Source organism: Geodermatophilus amargosae (assembly GCF_041028265.1).
Taxonomy (GTDB): domain Bacteria; phylum Actinomycetota; class Actinomycetes; order Mycobacteriales; family Geodermatophilaceae; genus Geodermatophilus; species Geodermatophilus amargosae_A.
The window spans coordinates 136,077-154,820 of record NZ_JABGCW010000008.1 but is presented as its reverse complement, the minus strand read 5'-3'; the positions used below and the strand labels follow the sequence as shown (position 1 = coordinate 154,820).

Sequence of the window (18,744 nt, the reverse complement as noted above, 5' to 3'; positions counted from 1 at the left end):
TCAGCCTTCCCCGGCGCCCCAGGCGGCGACGACGTCGGACAGGACGGCCTCGCGCGGCGGCACCTCGGTGAAGCGGTCCGCCGCGAGGGCCCCCGACCCGGCCGCGGGGACGAAGCGCGGCGCCCGTACGGCCACCACCGAGCCGTCGCCTGCGTCGACGAGCGAGCGGCGGGCGGCCACGTGACGGTGGGCCGGCGCCTCGGCGAAGGTCAGGACCGGCGTCACGCAGGCGTCGGTGTCCTCGAACACCGCCACCCAGTGGTCGCGGTCCCGCTCGGCGAACCGTTCGGCGAAGAGCGTGGCCAGCTCGGGCCAGTTCGCCCGGTCGTCGCGGTCGGGCAGTTCGTCGAGCGGGAGCCCGAGCCCCTGCACCAGCAGCGCGTAGAACTGCGGCTCGATGGATCCCACGGCCATGAAGCGGCCGTCGGCGCACCGGTACGTCCGGTAGTACGGCGCGGCGCCGTCCAGAAGGTTGTCGCCGCGCGTGTCGTTCCAGATGCCGACGTCCCGCAGCTCGAGCAGCGCTTGGACCAGGACGCTCGCTCCGTCCACCATCGCCGCGTCCACGACCTGGCCCTCGCCGGTCCGCGCGCGCTCGACGAGCGCGCCGAGCACGCCCACGACGAGCATCATCGACCCGCCCCCGTAGTCCCCCACCAGGTTCAGCGGCGGGAACGGCCGCTCGGCCGGCCCGACCGCGTGCAGCGCCCCGGTGAGCGAGATGTAGTTGATGTCGTGGCCGGCGCGGGGAGCGAGCGGGCCGTCCTGGCCCCACCCGGTCATCCGGGCATAGACGAGCCGGGGGTTGCCGGGCAGCAGGACCTGCGGCCCGAGCCCCAGCCGCTCCATCACCCCGGGCCGGAAGCCCTCCACCAGCACGTCGGCGCGGGCCGCGAGGGCCCGGACCCGCTCGAGGTCGTCGGGCGACTTGAGGTCGGCCTCGACCACCGTCCGCCCTCGCAGCGTGTGCCGGTCGGTGGCGGCCTCCCGGCGTCCCGGGCGCTCGACGCGGACGACCTCGGCACCCAGGTCGGCGAGCATCATGCAGGCGTGCGGGCCTGGTCCGATGCCGGCCATCTCCACGACCCGGACGCCGTCCAGGGGTCGGTTCACTCGTGTGCTCCTTCTCCGCCGGTCATCACGTTCCGGTGATCTCGCGGGCGCGCGCCAGGAGCACGAGGCTGCTGGCGTGCAGGCGGTCGCCCACGTCGCGGGGGGCGAGACCGGCGCACGCGCGGGCGTGGGTGCCCTCCAGCACGATCGCGAGCTTGTAGCAGGCCAGGACGACGTACCAGTCGACCGAGGACAGGTCACGGGTGGAGCGATCGGCGTACTCCCGGACCAGGTCGTCGCGGGCGACCACACCGGCGAGCGCACGGACGCCGTCCGACAGGATCTCGGGCCCGTCGCCCCGCGGCCAGGTGGCGAGCAGCCAGCCGAGGTCGAGCAGCGGGTCGCCGATGGTGGTCATCTCCCAGTCGACCACCGCGGCGACCGAGCCCGTCCGGTGGTCGCACAGGACGTTGGCCAGGTGGTAGTCGCCGTGCAGGATGCCGGGTCGCCACTGCCCGGGGCGGTTGTCGTCGAGCCAGTCCCCCAGCGCCTCGACCCCGGGCAGGTCCGGCCCGTCGTACCCCTCGAACGCGCCGTAGGAGTCCAGTTCCGAACGCCACCGGCCGACCTGGCGCTCCAGGAACCCGGCCGGGTTGCCCATGTCCCCCAGGCCGACCGCCTCGTGGTCGACGGCCGCCAGGGTGGCGGCGGCCGCCGCCGCAGACAGGCAGAGGTGGCGGCGGACGTCCATCGATCGGGACGCCGCCCCCGCGAGCCCGACGGCCGGGTTGAAGCCGTCCACCGCCTCCATCAGGTAGAAGACGGCTCCGCCGAGCACCTGCTCGTCGGGGCAGGCCGCGATCAGCCGGGCGTGCGGCACGTCGGTCCCGCCCAGCGCCTCGAGGACCCGCATCTCGCGGCGCAGCATGTCGTTGGTCCGCGGCCGGAGGTGGCGGGGGCCGCGACGCAGCACCATGTCCCGCTCGTCGGTGCGGACCGTCACCAGCACGTTCTGCGTGCCGCCCCCCAGCGTCTCCCCCAGGCGCACGGGGCCGTCGGTGACGCCCTGCGCCTGCATCCACTCCTGGAGCGCGGCCACGTCGACCAGGTCCGCCACCCCGGTGCCGGGTGGCCGGCCCTCGACCGCGCGGCCGCGGGGCGAGATGGCGCCTGCCACGGTCAGACCCCGTCGGGGTAGAGCGCCCGTGCCCGCCGTTCCTGCTCGGGGCGGGTGTAGGAGGGGATGTCGGCGTCGGCGGGCTCGTAGTCCCTGAGCACTTGCCGGGCGACCACCGTCTTGTGCACCTCGGTGGGGCCGTCGGCCAGGCCGACGTGGAAGGAGTTGATCACCAACTCCGCGAAGGGCATGTCGTGGGACAGGCCCAGCGATCCGTGCAGGTGCAGTGCGGTCGAGGCGATGTCGTGCAGCACCTTGGGCATCACCATCTTGACCGCCGACACGTTCTTGCGCAGCGACTTCCAGTCGTGCCCCTGGTCGGCCAGCCATGCGGTCTCCAGCACCAGCAGCCGGAACTGCCGGATCTGCACCCACATGTCGGCGATGCGCTCCTGGACCATCTGCTTGTCCGCCAGCAGCTCACCCTTGGTGGTGCGCGACAGCACGCGCGAGCAGGTCAGGTCGAACGCCCGGGTGGCCTGGGCCAGCGTTCGCATCGCGTGGTGCATCCGGCCGCCGCCCAGCCGCGTCTGCGCGACCGCGAACGCCTCACCGCGCGGCCCGAGCATCTGCGACTCGTGCACCCGCACGTCGGTCAGCCGCAGGTGCCCATGGGTGGGCTCCGGCTCGCCGTAGAAGCCGTAGTTGCGCAGGTTCTCGATCCCCGGCGTGTCCCTGTCCACGATGAACATGGAGGAGCGCTTGTAGGGGTTCGGGTGGTCGGGGTCGGTGACGACCATCATGATCAGGAAGGCAGCGGTGTCGGCCTCGGAGGCGAACCACTTCTCCCCGTTGATCACGTAGGTGTCGCCGTCCAGCACCGCACTCGTCGTGAAGGCCGTCGGGTCGGCCCCGCCCTGCGGCTCCGTCATCGAGAAGCAGGACACCACCTCGTTGGCGAGCAACGGCTCGAGGTACTTCGTCCGCTGCTCCGGCGTGGCGTAGTGGGCCAGGATCTCGGAGTTGCCGGTGTCAGGAGCCTGGGACCCGAACACGATCGGCCCGAACCGGGACATCCCGAACTTCTCGTTCATCAGGGCGAGCTTCAGCTGCCCGTAGCCGGGGCCGCCCAGCTCCGGCCCGAGGTGGCAGGCCCACAGCCCCCGCTCCCTGACCTCCCGCTGCAGCGGACGCACGAGCCGCTGGAACTCCGGGGCGTGGATGTCCCACTGACTGCCGAGGATGTAGTCCAGCGGCTGCACCTTGTCCCGGACGAACGTCTCGATCCAGTCCAACTCCGCCTGGAACTCGGGCTCGGTCTCGAAGCCCCACATGGAGCGCCCCTCTCGCTGACAGTTGAGTCAGATGCATTAAACACCACAGCGGGTGCATCACAAACCCCCTCGAGCGGCATACTTCGGGCGCGCAGGTGCCGCGCCGACGAGGAGGAGTCGTGAACAGTCCCGACGCCGTGGAGACACTCCACGTGGAACGCCGCGACGGCGGGGTGTTCGTCATGACGATGCGACGGCCGGAGCGGCGCAACGCCGTGGATCAGCCGCTGGCCGATGCCCTGGACGCCGCCATGCACCGGCTCGAGCACGAGGACGGCGTGCGGGTCGGCGTGCTCACGGGGGGCGGTGGGTACTTCTCCGCCGGCACCGACCTGACGCTCGATGCCAGCCCGACCACCGCGGACGGCGGCGAGTACGGCTTCGTGCGACGGTCGAGGACGCGGCCGCTCATCGCCGCCGTGGAGGGGTTCGCCCTCGGCGGGGGCATGGAGATGGTCCTGGCCTGCGACATGGTGGTGGCCGCCGAGGACGCGGTGCTGGGGCTGCCGGAGACACTGCGCGGCGTGGTCGCCAACTGCGGCGCCCTGTTCCGGGCACCGGAGAGGCTGGGCCCGCAGGTCGCGATGGAGCTGCTGCTCACCGGCAGCCGGCTCCCCGCGCCGCGCGCGCACGGGCTGGGTCTGGTCAACCGGCTCGCCGCTCCGGGCGCCGCCCTCGACGCCGCACTCGGCCTCGCAGCCGACGTGTGCGGGGCCAGCCCCCAGGCCGTCGCCGCGACCCTGCGAGCGACCTTCGCCTCCCGCTCCCGTCGGGAAGCCGAGGAGTGGCGGCTCACCGAGCGTGCGGCCGCCGAGGCCGCGGCGTCGTCCGACCGAGCCGAAGGCATCGCGGCCTTCTTCGCGAAGCGCACGCCGCGCTGGGCCGCCCCGGCCGGCTGAGCCGGCTACGCATGGATCACATGTGCTTGATGGTGAGCCCGCCGTCCACCGGGATGCTCGCCCCCGTGACGTAACCCGATGCCGGCAGGCACAGGTTGAGCGTCATCTGCGCGACCTCCTCGGCGAGACCGTAGCGGGCGAGAGGCACCCGGCGGCGAGCGTAGGCCTGCTTCTCGTCGGCCGCGAAGCGCTGGGTCATGGCCGTCTCGATGGGCCCGGGCAGGATGCAGTTCACGGTGATCCCAGAACGGCCCAGTTCCACGGCGAGGCTCCGCGTCAGGCCCGCCACGCCCGCCTTGCTGGCCGCGTAGCCCGCGAGGCCGGGCATCGCCATGACGGCCTCGGTCGAGGCGATGTTCACGACGCGCGGGCTGTCGGACCGCAGCAGGTGCGGTAGCGCGTACCGGACCAGCCGGACGTGCGCCGTGAGGTTCACGCCCAGGGACCGCGCCCACGTCTCCTCGAACTCCGCCTCGTCCTGCACGCAGTCGTTGGGCACCGAGATCCCGGCGTTGTTGATCACGACGTCGATGCCGTCGCCCCAGGCGACGGCCTCCTGCACCAGGCGCGCGAGGTCTTCGGGGCGTGCCACGTCGCAGACGACGCCGTGCGCCGCCGCGTCGCCGTGCACCTCGCGGATCTCGGCGACCACCGCCTCGACCCGGTGCGCGCCGAGGTCGGCCACGACGACCCGTGCCCCCTCGTCAGCGAAGAGGTGAGCCGTGGCCCGTCCCATGCCGCTGGCCGCTCCGGTGACGACGACCCGCCGGCCGGCGACCGATCGCGACAACGTGGAGAGGCGGCCGGTGGAGGTGGGGTCGGCCATGGTGTCCTTCCGTCGGGTGTTCGCGGTCGATCCGCAGGGAGCGGCGCCCTTCACGCATGCGACCGGGGCAGGGGCGCGCGAGACATCCGTGCGGCCGCCTCCGCCATGACGGCATCCTAACGGTCGTTCGTTCTGGCCTCCGCGAGATCAGGAGCCGACATGGAGAGCACACCGGACGTCGAGGTCGTCCGGACCCTGCCGATCCGTCACGACGCCGAGGTCACCCCCGACTTCGTCGACGCGAACGGCCACATGGACATCACGCAGTACCTCGGGTGGGGCGCCGAGGCCGTGGACCTCGCCCTGCGCGCCGCCGGTATGGACGACGACCACCGAGACCACCGGCGGCTGAGTTGCTTCCCCGTCGAGCACCACCTCACCTACCGGTCGGAGATGCACCTCGGGGAGAAGATCACCGTCCATCCCCAGTTGCTGGCCGGTCCGGCCGCGCCACCCACGCGATGGTCTGCCTGGTCGACGCCACCGACGACCGGCTGGCGAACACGCTCGAGGTCGTGCTGGTTCACGTCGACGTGGACACCCGGCGCTCGGTGCCGTTCCCCGCCGACGTCGGCGAGGCCCTGGACGCCCTGGTCGAGCGGCACGCGGCCGTGCTCGACCCGCCCGTGTGCGGCGTGATGAGCGTCCGCGCCTGAGGGACCCGCCGCACAGCCGCAACTCTCAGCGGCCGCGGGCCGCCCTCGGGTCAGGACGCGGCCGCCGCCGGCGTCACGACCAGCGAGAGGAGGGCGACCCCCAGCGCGATTCCACCCCCAGGCCGGCCACCGCGACACCCAGGCTGCGCCCGACGACGACGCGGCCGACCTCCTCGACCCGGTTCTCGGGAGTCGGCCGGGTCGAGGAACCCGAGGGGTCCGCATCGGCGCCACGGCGCCGATCCGACGGGCCGTGCCGATGGCGGTCACACCGCCGCAGGAGTCGCCGTGCCCGGCCCCGGACGACCCGGTGGACGCCGTTCGGATCATGGGCGCTCTCGGGAGAGAGGTGACGGACACGGGCCGCCGACGGCGCGCCCACCCGACGAGCGGAGGACAGGGAGGTCGCCCGGGCGGAACCGGCGCGCCCGCCGACACGGCCGCGCACCCCGAGGACCCCCGACCGTCTCGCGGCGCGTACCCACCAGGTCGCCGAGCACCTCACCCCCTCGGCCCCCCGCGCGCCCGGCGGGGCTTCGGCGGAGATGCACATCGCACCAGTCACCCACCCGGCGATCGAGAGGTCGGCCGGGAGCGGCCACCCGGTGGTGGCGACGTCAAGGGCGGTGCGGCGCCGGCGCGGGGTGTTCGGTGCAGGCAACGCTGGGGGCAGGGCCGCGGACGATGGCCAGCGCCAGCTCGGCGTAGCGCTCGGACATCTGGTCGGGCGTGGTGTCCCCACCGATGCGGTACCAGGACGCGACCGCGCGTCCCATGTTGATCACGGCCCGGGCCGCCTCCCGCGGGCACGGCGTCGCGAACTCGCCCATCTCGACGCCGCGCTCGACGATGTCGCGGAAGAGGCTCTCCTGCTCGTCGCGGAGCGTGACGACCAACCGCCGCCCCGCCGACTCCAGGCTGCGCAGCTCGGAGGCGCCGATCAGCGCCTCCGCCTGCCGGGTGGTGTGGAACTGGATCCACGCCCGGACCACCGCCTGCAGCTGGTCGGCCGGCGACGACCCGGCGGCCATGAGCGCCTGGCGGGTGGAGGCGATCACGTCGCTCAGCGTCTTGGCCATGATCTCGGCCAGGATCTCCTGCTTGGAGGGGTAGTGGTGGTAGATCGACGCCACCGTCACCTCGGCGTCCCGTGCGATGTCACGCATCGACGTGCCGTGGAAACCGCGCTCGGTGAAGTTGGCGATCGCCGCCCGCAGCACGACCTCCTTGCCACCGCGGACGCGCGGCCTCGCCGCCGCAGCCCTGCCCTCCATGCCTCGCTCCTCGCTTCGTAAGCGCGATCGAGGGACTGTACGCGGCGACACGCCTCGGAGGACATGCCGGCCGACCCATTCGGGCGAACGAGCGTTCGGCCAGGAGACCGTGGCCGACCCGTCCGCACGAGCCTCGGAGGAGTCGCCGCCACGTCGGCGAGGCCCCGTCATCCCGAGCCCACGGCGGTCTCCTCCACCATCGAGACCGATGCCGATCCGAGCGAACGAACGGTTGACAAGAGAGGCTTCAGCACGTTAGCTGCGCACCAGTGCATGCGCCGCTCCTCGGGCGTCACCTCACAGCCGGTCGGGCAGCGTCAGTACGGACGACGACGAGGATCGCTATCAGCGCCTCCTGACCGGGCCGCCCTGGGTGGCCCCAGAGGCCGGCGTGGGGAGCGTGCTCTCGTCGACTGGCACCGCTCGGGAGTCCGACGCGTACTGGAACCGACCGATGACACGGTCCGACTCGGCTGACGGGTCACGCCGCACCCATCCGACAGTGCAGACGGAGAGGGACGTTGATGTCCGAGGACTTGCAGCAGAGGTTCCGCAAGGTCATGGCCGGGGTCGCCACCCCGGTGTCGGTCGTGACGTCGATGGGTGACGGTCTGCCGCACGGGACGACGGTCAGTGCGTTCGCCTCGCTGTCGATGGACCCGCCCATGGTGCTCGTCTCCCTGGACCGCAGCTCGGAGCTCCTGGCGTTGGTGCGAGAGACCGGACGCTTCGGGGTGAACGTGCTCGGGTCGACGCAGTCGCGCCTCGCCCTGGCCTTCGCGAAGAAGACTGGAACGGGGAAGTTCAACGGCATCCCGTGGGAGGTGTCCGACGACCTGCCCCGCCTGCCTGGTGCGCCGGGCTGGCTCGCCTGCGACGTAGCCGCGCTGGTCGACGGCGGTGACCACGTCGTCGCGCTGGGCCGGGTGCTCGCAGCCGAGACGACCGACGGGAAACCGCTGACGTACCACCTGCGGGAATTCGGCACCCACGCCGTGCTGGAGGTCGAGGAGGAGGAGTCGCTGTGACCCGTCAGACGTCGGCCGAGGCGGTGCAGACCGCCGTCGCTGCGCTGGCCGCCGGGGGGATGGTCGTCGTCGTGGACGACGAGGACCGGGAGAACGAGGGCGATCTCATCGTCGCTGCAGAATCCATCACCACCGCGCAGATGGCCTTCCTCGTCCGGCACACCACCGGGATCATCTGTGCTCCCATGCCCGCCGCGCGGGCCGAGGCGTTACGCCTGCCACCGATGGTCACCGACAACTCCGACCTCCACTGCACCGCTTTCACGATCACTGTCGACCACCGCGACACCAGCACCGGGGTCTCCGCCGCCGACCGCGCTACGACGGTTCGTGCGCTGGCCGACGACACGTCCTCGGCCGGTCACTTCCGCCGTCCCGGCCACGTGTTCCCCTTGGTCGCGCGCGGAGGTGGAGTGCTCGTGCGGGCCGGCCACACCGAGGCGGCCGTCGATCTGACCACGTTGGCGGGCCTGTCCGGTGTCGGGGTGATCGGGGAGGTCGTCGACGAGGACGGCTCCATGCGCAGCGGGAGATCCCTCAGCGACTTCGCCGCCCGTCACGGTCTGCCCGTGCTGGCGATCGCAGACCTGGTCCGGCACCGACGGGCCACCGAACGCCTCGTCGAGTTGGTGGGCTCCTCGCAGATGCCGACCGCGTTCGGTGACTTCCGGGCCCTGGCGTATCGCAACAGGCTCGATGGCACAGAGCATCTGGCGCTGGTGATGGGCGACCTCGCCGGCGCCTCCCAGAGCGAGGCCGGGGCCCTGGTCCGGGTCCACTCGGAGTGCCTCACCGGAGACATACTGGGGTCCCTCCGGTGCGACTGCGGAGGCCAACTGGAACAGGCCCTGGCCGCCGTGGCCGCCGAGGGTGTCGGTGCCGTGGTCTACCTGCGCGGCCACGAGGGCCGCGGCATCGGTCTCGGACACAAGATCCGTGCGTACAGCCTGCAGGAGCGTGGTCTGGACACGATCGACGCCAACACTGCCCAAGGTCTGCCGGTGGACTCCCGCTCCTATGGCGTGGGTGCCCAGATCCTGGGTGATCTCGGCGCCACTCGCATCAGGCTGATCACCAACAACCCGGCGAAATACGGTGGCCTCGACGGCTACGGGCTCACCATCGTCGGTCGGGTCGCACTCCCCGTCGTGGAGACCGCACACAACGTCCGCTATCTGCGGACCAAACGGGAACGCATGGGCCACCACCTGCCCGATGCCGCCGAGTTGCGTCCCCTGGAGACCGTGGAGGCATCAGCCGAAGCACTGGCGATGCCAGAGGTACGCACGTAGTACGACCGGGAGTTCCGCGAGGCGCCGTCCAGATCCTCGAGGGGAGAGGGACGCCGATCGCCCGGGTCACCCGGGACCTCGGGGTCCCCGAGGTCACCCTGGCAACGGGGAGAACCGGGTCGGGGGGCTCCAGAAGCCACCGAGGGCCTGTTCCAGGGCGACATCGCGGAGCTGGAGCGGTTGCGCGCAGGACGCCGAGGTGCGGATGGAGCGTGAGGGCTCCGGGCGATCGGTGGTCGTGCGGGTGACGGAGGCGACGAGGTGAGCGTGGCCCGCTCCGCCGCCGACCAGTGGGGCGACTACCGCGTGCCGCACGGGGCCACCTGCGCGCTGCTGGCGAGTCGGCCTCCTGTTCCTGACGCGGCCGTGGCCGCACGACGATCCGCGCGAGGCAGGCCGGACGGTGTCGGAGGAGACGGTCGCTGACTCGATGCGCCGCCAGGACCTGGTCGCTCGCGAGATCAGGCGTCGCAACGGGCTGACCCTGCGGGACGAGACCGCGCCGGAGTTCCCCGGTCCGCTGAAGAGGCACGTCACCGCGACTGCGCCGAACCGTCGCTGCGCGGGAGACACGGCCGGGATCCCCACCGCGGCGGGCAGGTCGCCCCGGGCCCCGTCCTCGACCTGCACCCGCCGGCGTCGGACGCGGCCACCGGTCCGCATCCGGGCGCGCATCTGGCCTGGGAGGCGATCACGAGGCGGCGGCGGCTCGCGGGGGGCCAGACAGGTCGCCGGGGTCATCCTCCACACCGACCGTGGCTCGACCTGCACCGCCGCGAAGTCCGCCGCCCCGTGTGGCCGGCGGGGCATCCGCCAGTCGACGGGCATGGTGGGGTCTGCGTCGACCAGCCGAGGCCGAGACGTCCTCCTCCACCTCGGGGTGCGTCGTCCCGGCACGAGTTCGCTGCTCAGGTCACACACGACCTCCGGACCAACTGCCCCGCACACCCGTCAGGACCTGTTGCGAGAAGGCTGCGAGACGGGTGACGGCCTCCGCCGGGGCCCGCGTTGGAGATGTCTACAACCCGTCTGCAATGGCGGGACGCACGAGACGTGCGCCGTGCGTAGGTTTACCCGTGGTGACCCGCATCACCGGCACGTTTGTCAACTCGAGGAAAGGGGCCTGACCATGGAGGTCGGACTGCAGTTCATCTTCCAGAACACGCACGAGAACATGTCGGACGCCGACATGTTCCGCCAGGAGACCGATCTCGCGATCCTCGCCGAAGAGGTCGGCATGGACTTCGTGCAGGCTCCTGAGCACCACTTCGACCCGGGCTACTCGATGATGCCCGACGGCATGCAGTGGATCGCCTACATCGGGGCGAAGACGAGCCGCATCCAGGTCGGCACGGGCGCGATCATCGTGCCGTGGTGGGGCAATCCCCTGCGGGTCGTCGAGAAGATCGCGATGCTCGACATCCTGCTCGGTGACCGCTTCACCCTCGGCTTCGGTCGTGGCCTCGCCCGGAAGGAGTACGAGACGTTCGGCGTCGACATGAACGAGTCGCGCCAGCGCTTCGACCAGGCCGTGCCCCTCATCCTCGACGCGCTCGAGACCGGCGTCGCGGAGTGGGACACCGAGTTCTTCACCCAGCCTCGTACGGAGATCCACCCCCGGCCGGAGCGAGGCTTCCGCGACCGGGGCTTCTACTCGGTGGCGATGTCCCCCGACTCCACCATCGCGGCCGCAGACCTCGGCGGGACGATGATGTCGTTCGTGCAGCTGCCGTGGGAGCAGCACCACGAGGCCGTCGAGGCCTGGCGGACGCGCTTCGCCGAGGTGCACCCCGACAAGGAGCTCCGCGCCCCGGTGTTCTCCGACTTCACCTTCTGCCACGCCGACGCGGCTTACGCGGAGGAGATGGCCTACAAGTACCTCACCAAGTACTACAAGACCGTGATCCGGCACTACGACTTCGACGGCTCCCACTGGGGTGACACCAAGGGCTACACCTCCTACCAGGGAGCTTCAGACGCCATCAACGCCGTCGGCGTCGATGCAGCGGCGGAGGGCTTCGTGCAGACGCAGGCGTGGGGGACGCCGGACCAGATCATCGAGAAGTGGACCCGGCGAGTGGAGATGAGCGGCGAGCTCAGGCCAGCCTTGGCCGTGTCCTACGCGGGGATGCCCTTCGAGCTCGCGCGGGAGAGCCTCACGTTGATCGGCAAGGAGGTCGCGCCGGCCCTGCGCGAGCTCGGCGCCAAGGTGTCCGTGAGTGCATGAGCCTCGAGGATGACAACAAGCAGCTGGTCGAGAGGTTCATGCAGGTGTTCTCGGCGGGCGACGTCGAGGCGATCCTCGGGAGCATGACCGAGGACGCCACCTGGTGGGTCGCCGGTTCGATGCCCGGGATATCCGGCGAGGTGGACCGGGAGGGCTTCGGCGAGATGCTCCGCGGACTCTCCGCGTTGACGAAGGCCGGGGCCATCTCGCTCACCCCACTCGCGTGGACCTGTCAGGGAAACCGTGTGGCCGTCGAGACCGAGTCCTACGCCGAACTGCTCAACGGGCGGGTCTACAACAACCTCTACCACTTCGTGTTCGAGGTTCGGGGGGACAAGATCGCGTCCATCAAGGAGTACCTGGACACCGAGCACACCACCGCGGTGTTCCTCGCACCCTGACATGGCCACACCCCTTCCCTACGAGGGCTAATGTTCACGACCTCGCGGTGTCATCGCTCCATTCACCTGGGAGGCCGTGGTCATGGACGCCGAGGTCTTGCCCTCGCCGGTCACCGCCAGCCTTGCGCTGGTGAACTATGCGAGCGTCTTCGAGGCGTTCAAGGAGGTGGCCGGCGAGGCGACCAAGGTGCGGTCGCCCGAGTCGGTGGACGAACTACTGCGGCTCGTCGGCCGGCGCATCTGTGAGCTGATCGACGCGGGCCGCTGCTCCGTCTACCTGCGCGCCGACGGCGGGCTCTTCCACGGCCAGGTGGGTTACTCGGCCTCGGGCCGGATCGACGACCGGATCAAGCCGCTCGTCGCCGGCGTCGAGGAGGACCGGTTCACGCAGGAGATCGTCCAGACCAGGGCACCGGTGCTGGTCACCGATGCCCGGCACGACGCGCGGACGCTGCAGCGGACGATGCGGCGCTGGAGCGTGCAGGACATGCTGGGGGTGCCCCTGGTCGTCGACGACACGGTCATCGGGATCATCTACATCGACAAGCTCGACCGTGACCACGTCTACAGCGATCGGGAGCTCCACGTCGCGCAGACGTTCGCGAGCCTGGCTGCCTCGGCCATCCACCAGGCTTCGCTGCTAGCGCAGCTGAGCGGACGGTCGGCGGTGATCGCACGGCAGCGTGAGACCCTGCAGCAGGCTGCCGACGCGCACGAACGGCTGACACGGGCCGTCCTGTCGGGCCTCGGCGCCGATGACATCGTCGGCCTGCTGGCTGACCTCCTACGCCGACCAGTCCTCGCGCTCAGCGACCGGTTGGAGCCGATGGCAGTGGCTGCGCCGGACCAGGCTCCGGTACAGCCGGCGTGGCTGGTTGCGGCAAGGGGGGCGGGAGAGGCGCTCGTCAGCATGGCGGTGCGGCGGGTGGTGCGGACGAAGTCCTCCGTCATCCTGCCCCCGGCAGGGGACCTGGGATGCCCGTACCGGAGGCTCGTGTGCCCGATGCTCGTCCAAGGTCACGTCGTGGGCTACCTGGTGGTCCTCGACAAGGGGGCCCCGTTCACCGCCCTCGATGACCGCATCGGTCAGCACGGCGCCACCGTGCTGACACTGCAGTTGTTCAACGAGCTCCGCCAGGCCGCCGCGCGCACCAGCGCCAGGTCGGAGTTCCTGGGTGACCTCCTCCACGGCGGCCGGGACGTCGAGTCGCTACACCGCCGGGGCCGGGTCCTCGGCGTGGACACCCGGGCTCCCCACCTCGTCGTGCACGTCAGCGGAGCCTCGGTCGGGGACGCGGCAGAGGGCGAGCTGCTCGCTCACCTCGCCCGGCTGTTGGCTCGTGAGTCCGGCCTGGACGAGGTCTTGACGACGGGTGTGCCGGGTGGGTTCGTCGTGCTGCTCCCTCTTCCCCACGGGTGCAACGACGTCGACGCAATGCGCGAGGCGAAGCAACTCGTGACGGAGGCCCTGCTGGCAGTCCGTCCGGACGGGTCCCTGTCCACCGTCATCTCCTCCGTGTGCCGCTGCCCTGCCGACTACGCCAAGGCGCACGCCGAGACCCGCAAGATGACCGAGATGCTCGAGCGATTCGCCAGCAGAGGCAGGGTCGATCTCGTCAGTGAACTCGGGGTGCTGAGGTTGCTCGCCACGGCGGCGTCACAGAGTGAACTCCTGGGTTTCGCCCGGGACCTGCTCGTTCCGCTGATGGCGCACGACCGCGAGACACAGGGCGACCTCGTGTCGACCCTGCGCTGCTTCTTGGACCACGGTGGGCAGGTCAGGAACACGGCCAAGGCCTTGGGCGTCCACGAGAACACGGTTCGGTACCGCCTCGCGCGGGTCTCGAAGCTGTCGTTCGTCGACCCCGAGCGCTTCGAGAGCCTCCTCGACCTGCGCCTTGCGCTCCAGGTGATCGACATCGTCGGTGAGCCGGCGTCTGGAGGGTCCACCGCACCCGAGACAGCTACGCCGGCGCGTCCGGTCGCCAGGAGCTGACACTGACGGGGTGTCGCTCGACCGGCGGAGGCTGAGCGCACGGCCTGCCTCGACGTTGCGGGGGCCACGCCGGCCGTCCATGCGCCGGCAGGAACACCCAGGTCGACGGAGACCGCCCCGCAGGGCAACAGTCCGCCGCTCGCTGCCCAGGCCGCCCACGTGCTGGGTGTGTCCGGATCAGGCTGTGACGCATCGCTGATCTGGCCGCTTCCGGCGCGGGCGGTCCGACACGTGTGGGTGACCGACCGGATCCGTGGGGTGCACGTGGCCCGCACGGGATGTGAACCGCCCCGGATTCCGTGCCTCCATCACTCCTGGGCGGTTCAGATCCTGTCGAGCCCGACCGGGGAACGACACCGGTCGCCGTGGTCCTCGACCGAACGCGGTCACGGGCGAAGGCACGCCGTCAGCCCGGTCAGGTCGAGGCCTTCCGCCGCAGGTGAGCTCGGTCGCCCAGCGCGCACCCGCGTGCCCCTCACCTCCCCGCGGGTGCGGGGACCCCGTTCGCCGCCGACCGTGTGGTCGCCCGCCACCGCGCCGGCCCGGCAACCGAGCGCCCGAGGGGGCTGGAGACCGGGTCATGTCGACGCCGATCTCGACGGAACGCACTCGGCTGCCCGCTCGGGGACCCCGGTGATGGTGTCCAGGTGGTCACGAGCCCGGTCGGGAGGGACGCCCACCTCGCTGTCGCTGACGGTGAACAGGGCTCCACTGCGCGCGCCACGTCGGACCGAGATGAGGCAGAGCGACAGGGTCGACCGGCTGATCGAGGATCAGTAACTGCGGCCGTTGATCGCCCACCCACCGTCGACCGGCAGCGTCTGGCCGGTCACGAACGACGACTCGTTCGACAGCAGGAAGGCCACGGCCGCAGCGACCTCGTCCGCTCGGCCGAGCCGCTTGATGAGGTGCGCGTTCGCATTGATCTGTTTCTGCTCGGATGTGATGTCCTGCAGGATCGGAGTGTCGATCGTGCCGGGCGCCACGGCGTTCACGCGGATGTTCTTCTCGGCGTAGCTGTAGGCCACCTGCTGGGTGAGACCGATGACACCAGCCTTCGCCGCGGAGTAGGAGGCGAGGTTGAGCATCCCCTTCAGCGCCGCCAGCGAGGACACGTTGACGATGGCCCCACCGCCTGCCTCGATCATCGAGGGGATGACGTGCTTCATCCCCAGCCACACGCCCTTGAGGTCGGTGTCCAGGACGGTGCCCCAGGCGTCCTCGGTCAACTCGACGGCCTCGTCGGTGGACTCCATGTTCACCACGCCAGCGATGTTCGCGAGCAGGTCGACCTTGCCGTGGGCGGCGACTGCGTGCTCGACCAGCCCCTTCCAGTCCCCGGCCCGCCGGACGTCCATCACGTGGTGTTCTGCCTGCCCACCCTCGTCGAGGATGGACTTGACGGTGGTCTCGTCGCTCTTGAGGTCGGCGACGAGCACCACGGCGCCGTCTCGAGCGATGCGTCGGGCGGTCGCCTGACCGATCCCCTGGGCGCCACCAGTGACGATGGCGACGCGCTGCTCCAGTGAGCCCATGCTTGCCTTCTCTCCTTCTCGGAAGGGTGTTCGCGGTCTTCTCCGGACGGATGTTGCGGCGCCGTGCGACCACAGCCGCGGTGGAGTGGCCGCACGGGGCCGGGATGACTCACGGGCGGACGTGGTCCCCCGGACAGGTCACCGGTTCAGGAAGCCGACCAGTTCCGAGAGGTACTTGTCCCGCTCCTCGACGAAGGGGGCATGCCCGCTCTGCTCGAACTCCACCAGCCGGGCGTCCGGCCACAGGCCGACGGCCGCCTCGGCTCCCGAGAACGGCACGAAGGCGTCCTGGCGGCCGTGCAGCAACAGGACGGGGACCTCGATGGTCGCCAGGGTCTTCCGCTGATCCACGTCGGCGAGACTCCGCAGCGTGTCGGCGCCGCGGGGGCCCATCGCCATGAACATCGCCCACATCCAGTCCACGACCTCGGGGCTGACGGGCACGGCACACACGGACGAGGACACGGCCTTGAACGTGGTGGCACGGTCGCTCGCCACTCCGGCGAGGACGCCTTCGACGTCGGCCACGCCTCCACCGTGCGGCCAGTCCGGCGCAGCGGTGTACCGCGGAGAGGCTCCACCGGTCAGGACCAGGCCAGAGATCTCCGAACCCAGCCGCGATGCCGCCTCGACGGCCACCGCCCCGCCGAGGGACCAGCCATTGAGCACAGGCCGGTCCAGGGAGAGGTGGGCGCACAGCTCGGCGACGTCCGAGCCGATCGCGGCGATGCTGACGTCGTCGAAGTCCTTGTCCGACCGGCCGCAGGTGCGGTGGTCGAGGGTGACGACCTCATTGCCGTTGGCCAGCAGTGCGGGCACCACAGTGTCCCAGCAGCTGGCGGTCATCCCCCAGCCGTGGATCAGGACGACCGGCCGGCCGGATCCCTTGTAGTGCTCGAAGTAGATCCGCCGAGTCTCCTCGACCTCCAGGTAGCCCACGGTTTCCCTCCACGCTCGGAACGGCAGCAACGGTCTGCGTCGGACACTAGGGGCGTCGGCGCGCACTAGGCAGTGGACACCGGGCAGGAGGTTGTCGATCTCCACAATCTCGCATCGCCCCGCCGGTGACACCGAGGCCGGGGACAGCCCACGGACGTGCTTCCCGTCGAGCCTGTCGACGCCGGTGGCGGACACCTCGGCTACCTCACGCAGGTGCTCGGACAGCCGCTCGAGCGACGCAGGGGCGTGCCAGCGCTCTGCGGGGACGAGTCCAGGTGGAGCGCGAAGCCGTTCCGGTGAGCGACGAGAGCCAGCGATCGTCCGTGCCGATGCTCGTGGGGCACGGAGACTGCGGCCGTCGCCCGGCACGGCGGATCGGGGTCGGAGTCCGTGGCGACGACGAGATCCGGGCGCCGCGGCCGCCACCTCGCCGATCAGGGGCGACAGCGACCGGTCCGCAACCATGACCCGGCCCTCGGCCCGCACGGCGACGTCCGGCACCCCTGCTCGAGGCCGAGGTGGGCGGTGGGCAGCGCCGCGTCCCCCCGGCGGGACCGCGAGGTGCGACCTGAGATGCCGGCGGCGGTGGTCTAGACGGACGTGGTGACCGCCGGGGCGGCCCCCCAGGCAGACCACCGGTTCGGCCAGTCGGCCCGCTCGGGCCCGTCCTGCCCGGTGGGTGTGGTGCACCCCTCCACGCCGACGTGGAACTCGACCATCTCCCGCGCACCGGACACGTCGCAGGCTCGGCAGAGGAGCCCGGTGGTCAGGAGCGAAGTGCTCACCCGGCGTCCACGGCGTCGGCCGCCAATCGCTCCCGCACCTGCGGCATGACCTTGGTGGCGAGGATCTCGATCCGTTCCGACCCGCTCTCGACGGACTCGCCGGGCAGCTGCGCCCAGAAGTGGACGTCCTTGATCTGGGGGCGCGCGCGCAGCAGCGCGGTCAGCTCGTCGACCGCCGTGGCCGGATCCCACAGCGTGAAGGCGCCACCGGCGACCAGCTGGTCGGGATCGGCGAACTGGGGCACCTGGTCGGCGGGACCGAACGCGCCCCAGGCCACGTAGTTGTTGATCTGGTAGAGCGCGTGCTCCCCGATGCGCGCCCACGTGCGCTCGGGGTCCTCGGCGATCACAGCCCACTGGCCGGCGTAGATGCGGGCGTCCTCGACCGATTTGCCGAGTCGCCCCAGTGCGTCCAGGTAGGACTGCTGGTGGGCGTTCTGTGTGCTCAGGAACCCGTCACCGATGCGGGCTGCCCGTTCGATGGCCGGGTCGGCCATGGCGCCGACCAGCAGGCGGGGGGTCCGCTCCGGTACTGGCGTGACCGCGAGGTCGGGGAAGGTGAACCGCTTGCCTGCGTAGGGCTCCCGCGAGCCGGACCAGGCCCGCCGGATCAGCTCGACGCTCTCCTCGAGCAGGCTGGGGCGCTGCTTGAGCTCGCGACCGAAGGCGGCGAACTCCGGCGCCCAGTAACCCTGGCCCAGGCCGAGATCGAAGCGGCCGCCGGTGAGCAGCGAGACGGTCGCCGCGTCCTCGGCGAGCCGGATCGGATTGTGCAGCGGAGCGACGATCAGATTGGTCCCGATGTGGATGCTGCTCGTGCGCTGGCCGATCGCCGAGGCCAGGACGAAGGGGGACGGTGTGTAGCCGTCCTCGACGAAGTGGTGCTCGGTCAGCCACGCCGAGCCCAGCCCGAGGGACTCGGCCCAGGCGATCTGGTCCAGGGCCTCGGCGTAGAGGGAACTGAACGAGCGCTCCCAGCGCGCTGGATTCCGGAAGTCGTACCACAGGCCGAAGGTGCAGTCGTTCTCGCTCACGGGCGTCTCCCTCGAGGTGCTCACCGTGCTCCGCCGCTCCAGACCGCAACGCGTCCCCGGAGGCGGTGCGTTCGTCGAGGCCAAGCGTGGGTGGCGACGTCCGGAGTCGCCACCGGTCACCCATCGCGCGGTTGTCGATCCCTCCAACCGCCGCCGGAGGACCCTGGAGTGCCATCGCCAGCCCCGCCCCGTCTCCGCCGTCTCCCCAGCGGGCACCTGCCGGCATGGACGGCGACGACCGGTGACACCGGCGCCTGAGCTGGTCGTGCCGGTGCACGTCGAGCGGCGAGCAGCCCGACGCCGAGACCGAGCGGCCCCCGGATGCCCCGGCTGTCGCCGAGCCGTCCG

General features: G+C 71.2%; 15 protein-coding genes and 1 pseudogene. 8 read left to right on the top strand and 8 right to left on the bottom strand.

Annotation, left to right across the window (positions count from 1 at the left end; genetic code table 11):
* Genes HLV61_RS11315 through HLV61_RS11305 form a run of 3 tightly spaced genes read right to left on the bottom strand, consistent with a single transcriptional unit; the run spans nucleotide 1 to nucleotide 3,504 of the window.
* On the bottom strand, nucleotides 1–1,113 hold the full coding sequence (locus HLV61_RS11315; RefSeq protein WP_369255374.1) for a CaiB/BaiF CoA transferase family protein: 1,113 nt from the start codon (nucleotides 1,111–1,113) through the stop codon (nucleotides 1–3).
* Nucleotides 1,114–1,138: 25 nt separating this feature from the next.
* Complete coding sequence (locus HLV61_RS11310; protein ID WP_369255372.1) at nucleotides 1,139–2,230, bottom strand: phosphotransferase family protein; 1,092 nt, start codon at nucleotides 2,228–2,230, stop codon at nucleotides 1,139–1,141.
* A 2-nt stretch (nucleotides 2,231–2,232) separates the two neighbouring features.
* Nucleotides 2,233–3,504 (bottom strand): acyl-CoA dehydrogenase family protein, encoded by a 1,272-nt coding sequence (locus tag HLV61_RS11305; RefSeq protein WP_369255370.1) that lies wholly within the window; start codon nucleotides 3,502–3,504, stop codon nucleotides 2,233–2,235.
* A 119-nt stretch (nucleotides 3,505–3,623) separates the two neighbouring features.
* Here HLV61_RS11305 and HLV61_RS11300 point away from each other — a divergent pair, with 119 nt between their 5' ends.
* A complete protein-coding gene (locus tag HLV61_RS11300; RefSeq protein WP_369255368.1) occupies nucleotides 3,624–4,403 on the top strand; it encodes an enoyl-CoA hydratase-related protein in 780 nt (259 codons plus the stop codon).
* Between the two features lie 16 nt (nucleotides 4,404–4,419).
* Here HLV61_RS11300 and HLV61_RS11295 read toward each other — a convergent pair whose 3' ends face one another.
* The gene (locus HLV61_RS11295; RefSeq protein WP_369255366.1) at nucleotides 4,420–5,229 is read right to left on the bottom strand and encodes an SDR family NAD(P)-dependent oxidoreductase; all 810 of its coding nucleotides are present in this window, start codon (nucleotides 5,227–5,229) and stop codon (nucleotides 4,420–4,422) included.
* A gap of 159 nt (nucleotides 5,230–5,388) precedes the next feature.
* Between HLV61_RS11295 and HLV61_RS11290 the strand changes: the two are divergent.
* Together HLV61_RS11290 and HLV61_RS11285 are read left to right on the top strand one after the other, a co-directional pair.
* A pseudogene (locus HLV61_RS11290) lies at nucleotides 5,389–5,604 on the top strand (thioesterase family protein); the annotation flags it as partial.
* A gap of 86 nt (nucleotides 5,605–5,690) precedes the next feature.
* Nucleotides 5,691–5,885 carry a hypothetical protein gene (locus tag HLV61_RS11285; protein ID WP_369255415.1) on the top strand — a complete coding sequence of 65 codons (195 nt, stop codon included), beginning with the start codon at nucleotides 5,691–5,693 and terminating at the stop codon, nucleotides 5,883–5,885.
* A 617-nt stretch (nucleotides 5,886–6,502) separates the two neighbouring features.
* On the opposite strand, the gene HLV61_RS11280 is transcribed toward HLV61_RS11285, so the two are convergent.
* Entirely contained in the window at nucleotides 6,503–7,159 is a 657-nt protein-coding gene (locus HLV61_RS11280) for a TetR family transcriptional regulator (protein ID WP_369255365.1), read from the bottom strand.
* Nucleotides 7,160–7,683: 524 nt separating this feature from the next.
* Between HLV61_RS11280 and HLV61_RS11275 the strand changes: the two genes are divergently transcribed.
* From HLV61_RS11275 to HLV61_RS11255, 5 genes are all read left to right on the top strand, one after another.
* Nucleotides 7,684–8,187: a flavin reductase family protein gene (locus tag HLV61_RS11275; protein WP_369255363.1), complete on the top strand. Its 504-nt coding sequence runs from the start codon at nucleotides 7,684–7,686 to the stop codon at nucleotides 8,185–8,187.
* A complete protein-coding gene (locus tag HLV61_RS11270; RefSeq protein WP_369255361.1) occupies nucleotides 8,184–9,479 on the top strand; it encodes a bifunctional 3,4-dihydroxy-2-butanone-4-phosphate synthase/GTP cyclohydrolase II in 1,296 nt (431 codons plus the stop codon). The genes HLV61_RS11275 and HLV61_RS11270 overlap by 4 nt, the downstream gene beginning before the upstream one ends.
* A gap of 1,129 nt (nucleotides 9,480–10,608) precedes the next feature.
* Nucleotides 10,609–11,706 (top strand): LLM class flavin-dependent oxidoreductase, encoded by a 1,098-nt coding sequence (locus tag HLV61_RS11265; RefSeq protein ID WP_369255359.1) that lies wholly within the window; start codon nucleotides 10,609–10,611, stop codon nucleotides 11,704–11,706.
* Nucleotides 11,703–12,107 (top strand): nuclear transport factor 2 family protein, encoded by a 405-nt coding sequence (locus HLV61_RS11260; RefSeq protein WP_369255357.1) that lies wholly within the window; start codon nucleotides 11,703–11,705, stop codon nucleotides 12,105–12,107. Before HLV61_RS11265 ends, HLV61_RS11260 begins: the two co-directional genes overlap by 4 nt.
* Nucleotides 12,108–12,189: 82 nt before the next feature.
* Nucleotides 12,190–14,103, top strand: a complete 1,914-nt coding sequence (locus HLV61_RS11255) for a helix-turn-helix domain-containing protein (RefSeq protein WP_369255355.1) — start codon at nucleotides 12,190–12,192, stop codon at nucleotides 14,101–14,103.
* Nucleotides 14,104–14,876: 773 nt separating this feature from the next.
* Here the strand turns inward: HLV61_RS11255 and HLV61_RS11250 are convergent.
* From HLV61_RS11250 to HLV61_RS11240, 3 genes are all read right to left on the bottom strand, one after another.
* Nucleotides 14,877–15,638 (bottom strand): SDR family NAD(P)-dependent oxidoreductase, encoded by a 762-nt coding sequence (locus HLV61_RS11250; RefSeq protein WP_369255353.1) that lies wholly within the window; start codon nucleotides 15,636–15,638, stop codon nucleotides 14,877–14,879.
* Between the two features lie 138 nt (nucleotides 15,639–15,776).
* Nucleotides 15,777–16,772 carry an alpha/beta fold hydrolase gene (locus HLV61_RS11245; protein WP_369255351.1) on the bottom strand — a complete coding sequence of 332 codons (996 nt, stop codon included), beginning with the start codon at nucleotides 16,770–16,772 and terminating at the stop codon, nucleotides 15,777–15,779.
* Nucleotides 16,773–17,358: 586 nt separating this feature from the next.
* Entirely contained in the window at nucleotides 17,359–18,396 is a 1,038-nt protein-coding gene (locus tag HLV61_RS11240; RefSeq protein WP_369255349.1) for an LLM class flavin-dependent oxidoreductase, read from the bottom strand.
* Nucleotides 18,397–18,744 lie beyond the last annotated feature (348 nt).